We start from the raw sequence: 3,664 nt of genomic DNA on the forward strand, positions 1-3,664 counted from the left end.
CCGGTGTCGGGCGAAGCCCGCCCCGGTCGGGCACCGCCAGCTTCGACCCGCGAAGGCTTCCGCCGATGATGCGTACCTGTCCTGGTGCCTGCTGGCGCACGGGTTTCACGACCGCACCAACCACGCACTGCACAGCGGGTTGCAGTCATCATCGGTGTAGCTTTCGGGTGCTAGCATAATAGTCTGAATTGTCCGCATTTTGCCGCCCCATGCTCAAGTTCTGGAAGAAAAAAGACCAATCCGAAACCGACCGCGAAAAGGCCGGACAAGACGAGGTGGCCGAGTCCGTACTCGAATCCGCTTCGCCGGAGATCCCGGTGAGCATGGACGAAACCGGCGAACCCGCACAGCATCCCACGCCCCAACCCGACGAAGCGAGCCCGCCCGGGTGGCGCAAGCGTCTGTCCGGATCCGGCATCGCGCGAGGACTGGGCGGTCTTTTCCAACGCCACCCGCAACTGGACGAGGAGTTGCTGGACGAACTTGAAACGCTGCTGATCACTTCCGACGTTGGGGTCAACGCCAGCACCGAGCTGGTCGAGGACCTGCGCCAGCGAACACATAATCGTGAATTCGCCGACGCCGCCGCGCTGTACCGCGCCTTGCGCACGTCACTGACCGAGCAGTTGCTCACAGTCGAGGCGCCGCTCGACATCCATGGGCATACGCCCTTCGTGATGCTGGTGGTCGGCGTCAATGGCGTCGGCAAGACCACCACCATCGGCAAACTCGTCCATCACTATCGTGCCCGGGAGCACAATGTCCTGATGGCCGCCGGCGACACGTTTCGCGCCGCTGCCGTGGAGCAACTGCAGACCTGGGGCGAGCGCAACCAGGTCCCGGTGATCGCCCAGGGACAGGGCGCCGACTCGGCCAGCGTCATCTTCGATGCACTGCAACGTGCGCAGTCGCGCAAGACCGACCTGCTGGTCGCCGATACCGCCGGCCGCCTGCACACCCAGAGCGGACTGATGGACGAACTGGGCAAGATCGCGCGCGTCCTCAAGAAGCTCGATCCCGAGGCACCGCATGAGGTGTTGATGGTGATCGACGGTACCACCGGGCAGAACGCCATCAGCCAGGTGCGCCAGTTCCACCAGGCCATCGGCGTGACCGGCCTGGTGGTGACCAAACTCGATGGCACTGCCAAGGGCGGCGTGGTGTTCGCGCTTGCACGCGAGTTCGGCTTGCCTATCCGTTTTGTGGGACTCGGCGAAGGCATCGCCGACCTGCGTCCGTTCCACGCCAAAGCCTACGTGGATGGACTGCTCCCGGCGCAGCCGGAGCGCTGAGCGATGGCGCAGCGCATGCCTGTTTGCCGACCGCACTCCAGCGCACGCGGGATGTCACCCCGAGGTGTCCCGTGGCGCTGAGCCGCCGCGCACGCATGACCATTTGGGCCGTGGCCGGTGGCTTCCTGCTGCTGGTACTGGTCGTGCTCGTGTTCGCCTTTGTGATGCTGCGTCCAGCACGCTTCACCGAGACCCTTCGCAGCGCCGCGCGCGATGCTGGACTGGAGCTGACCCTGACCGCCCCTGCACATCCCACGCTGTGGCCCAGACCCGGCGTGAAACTCGAAGGACTGCAGATCTTCGTGCAGGGCCAGAGCGCCCCTGTCCTGATCGTAAGCCAGGGTGCGATCGTGGTGCCATGGCGCACCCTGCTCGGCGGCCCTACTGCCATCCGTGCGCTACAGCTCGATACCCCCAGGCTGGATCTGGTGCAGCTCCGGAACGCCATAGCCAAACTGTCCTCTGGCACAGGCAAGGCGCCCCACCTGCCCCGCATTGACACCGGCATCAACATCAAGAACGGCACCCTGGTCGAGGGCAATACGGTGCTGTTGAGTTCGGTCAACGTCCAGACCGGTCCACTGCTTCAGGGTCACCGGTTCACGCTGATTCTCAGCGCCCGCAACCATGCCGGGCAGCTCATGGGACTCAGGTTCGGCTTCAAGCCGATGGCCGCCACCGGCCATGGCATCGACCTCAAGAACATCACTCTCAACGCTCGCTCCGGCAAAAATGTGCGCATTGAGCTTGGCGGCAACGCCGTATGGAGCGGTGGCGCACGCATTGCACTTTCACTGTCCGGCGCCATGCACGTCACCCCGGACCACAGCTACCGCCTCAAGCTTGACGCATCGACGGCAAACAACAGCCCGCCGGGCCAGTTGCATCTGGTGCTGGAGGGCCCCTCGAGTCATGTCGACATGCACCTCTCGCCACAGGCACTGGCCAGCTGGTGGCGGCAAGTGAGTGCATCCAATGCTTCCGGGTCGCTGCCGGAACCGCCATTGAACGGCAGCATCGATGCGGCAGAACTCGACCTCGGTGGGGTAAGAATCAAGGGACTGAAGCTGCGCGCAGGCGCTGCGGTGCCCGCTGCATCCGCGTCCGCTTCCAAGCCTGCAGGCAAAACCAAGTGACCGATCCGGTCGCGCCTCGACTGCTGGATTGGTACGACCGCCACGGTCGCAAGGACATGCCCTGGCAGCATCCGCGCAGCGCCTACAACGTCTGGTTGTCCGAAGTCATGCTGCAGCAGACGCGGGTGGAAGCCGTAGTCGACTATTTTCTGCGCTTTGTGAACGCCCTCCCCACGCTGGAAGCGCTGGCCGCCGCCGACGAGGATACCGTCCTTGCTCTGTGGTCAGGTCTGGGCTATTACCGACGCGCACGCTTTCTGCATCGCGCCGCGCGCCTTTGCATGCGCGAGCACGGAGGAGAGCTGCCGCGTGATTTCGACGCCCTGCTCGCCCTGCCCGGCATCGGCCGATCCACCGCGGGAGCCATCCTGGCCCAGGCCTACGGCCTGCGCTTTCCGATCCTGGATGGCAACGTCAAGCGTGTGCTGGCCAGGCTGCACGGCATCCACGGCTATCCGGGCCAGGGCGCCATCGAGAAGCAGCTTTGGGCACTGGCCGATTCGCATACCCCGGCAACGCGTCTGGCCGATTACACCCAGGCCATCATGGACCTTGGCGCCACGCTGTGCGTGCGCCGCAACCCGCGCTGCCCTGACTGTCCGCTGGCACATCTGTGCGTGGCCCGCAAGAAAGGACTGACTGCGGAGCTGCCCACTGCCCGGCCTGCACGCGCCCTGCCCACGCGCAGCACCTGCATGCTGCTGCTGCACGACGCTCGTGGCCATGTGCTGCTCGAGCGGCGCGGCCCGCAAGGCGTGTGGTCGGGCTTGTGGAGCCTGCCGGAGGCCGAGAATGCGCAACAAGCCGCACGCCTTGCGCGACAGCACGCCCACGCCGTCGCGCCGCTTCGCGCACTGGAATCGTTCACTCACGTGTTCAGCCACTATCGGCTGGCCATCAAGCCGCTGCTGTTCGAGACCGCGACAAGATCACCCGTGGTCGCCGATAATGATTCGCTGCGCTGGTGCGGCCCCGATCAGGCTCAGGCCCTGGGTCTGCCTGCACCGGTGCGCAAGCTGTTGAACATACACTGGGAGACCATCACATGACCCGCAACGTGCATTGCACCAAGCTCGACATCGACGCCGAAGGCCTGGACTACGCCCCCTGGCCCGGCCCGCTGGGCAAACGGGTCTTCGAAAACATTTCGCGCCAAGCCTGGCAGCAGTGGCTGGGACACCAGACCATGCTGATCAACGAAAACCGACTCAACCCGATGGACCCAAAGGCGCGCAG

General features: G+C 65.0%; 4 protein-coding genes. All 4 read left to right on the top strand.

The window, feature by feature from the left end; genetic code table 11:
- Nucleotides 1-209 precede the first annotated feature (209 nt).
- Entirely contained in the window at nucleotides 210-1,292 is a 1,083-nt protein-coding gene (ftsY, locus tag PF446_RS13280; protein WP_298072387.1) for a signal recognition particle-docking protein FtsY, read from the top strand.
- A 71-nt stretch (nucleotides 1,293-1,363) separates the two neighbouring features.
- Nucleotides 1,364-2,428, top strand: a complete 1,065-nt coding sequence (locus tag PF446_RS13285) for a membrane assembly protein AsmA (protein WP_298072389.1) — start codon at nucleotides 1,364-1,366, stop codon at nucleotides 2,426-2,428.
- Nucleotides 2,425-3,477 (top strand): A/G-specific adenine glycosylase, encoded by a 1,053-nt coding sequence (mutY, locus tag PF446_RS13290; RefSeq protein ID WP_298072391.1) that lies wholly within the window; start codon nucleotides 2,425-2,427, stop codon nucleotides 3,475-3,477. The genes PF446_RS13285 and mutY overlap by 4 nt, the downstream gene beginning before the upstream one ends.
- Nucleotides 3,474-3,664, top strand: a 191-nt coding sequence (locus tag PF446_RS13295) for an oxidative damage protection protein (protein WP_298072393.1), incomplete at its 3' end; no start/stop codon positions are given. The genes mutY and PF446_RS13295, both read left to right, overlap by 4 nt.

It is taken from the genome of Oleiagrimonas sp. (genome assembly GCF_027858935.1).
In the GTDB taxonomy this organism is placed as follows: Bacteria; Pseudomonadota; Gammaproteobacteria; order Xanthomonadales; family Rhodanobacteraceae; genus Oleiagrimonas.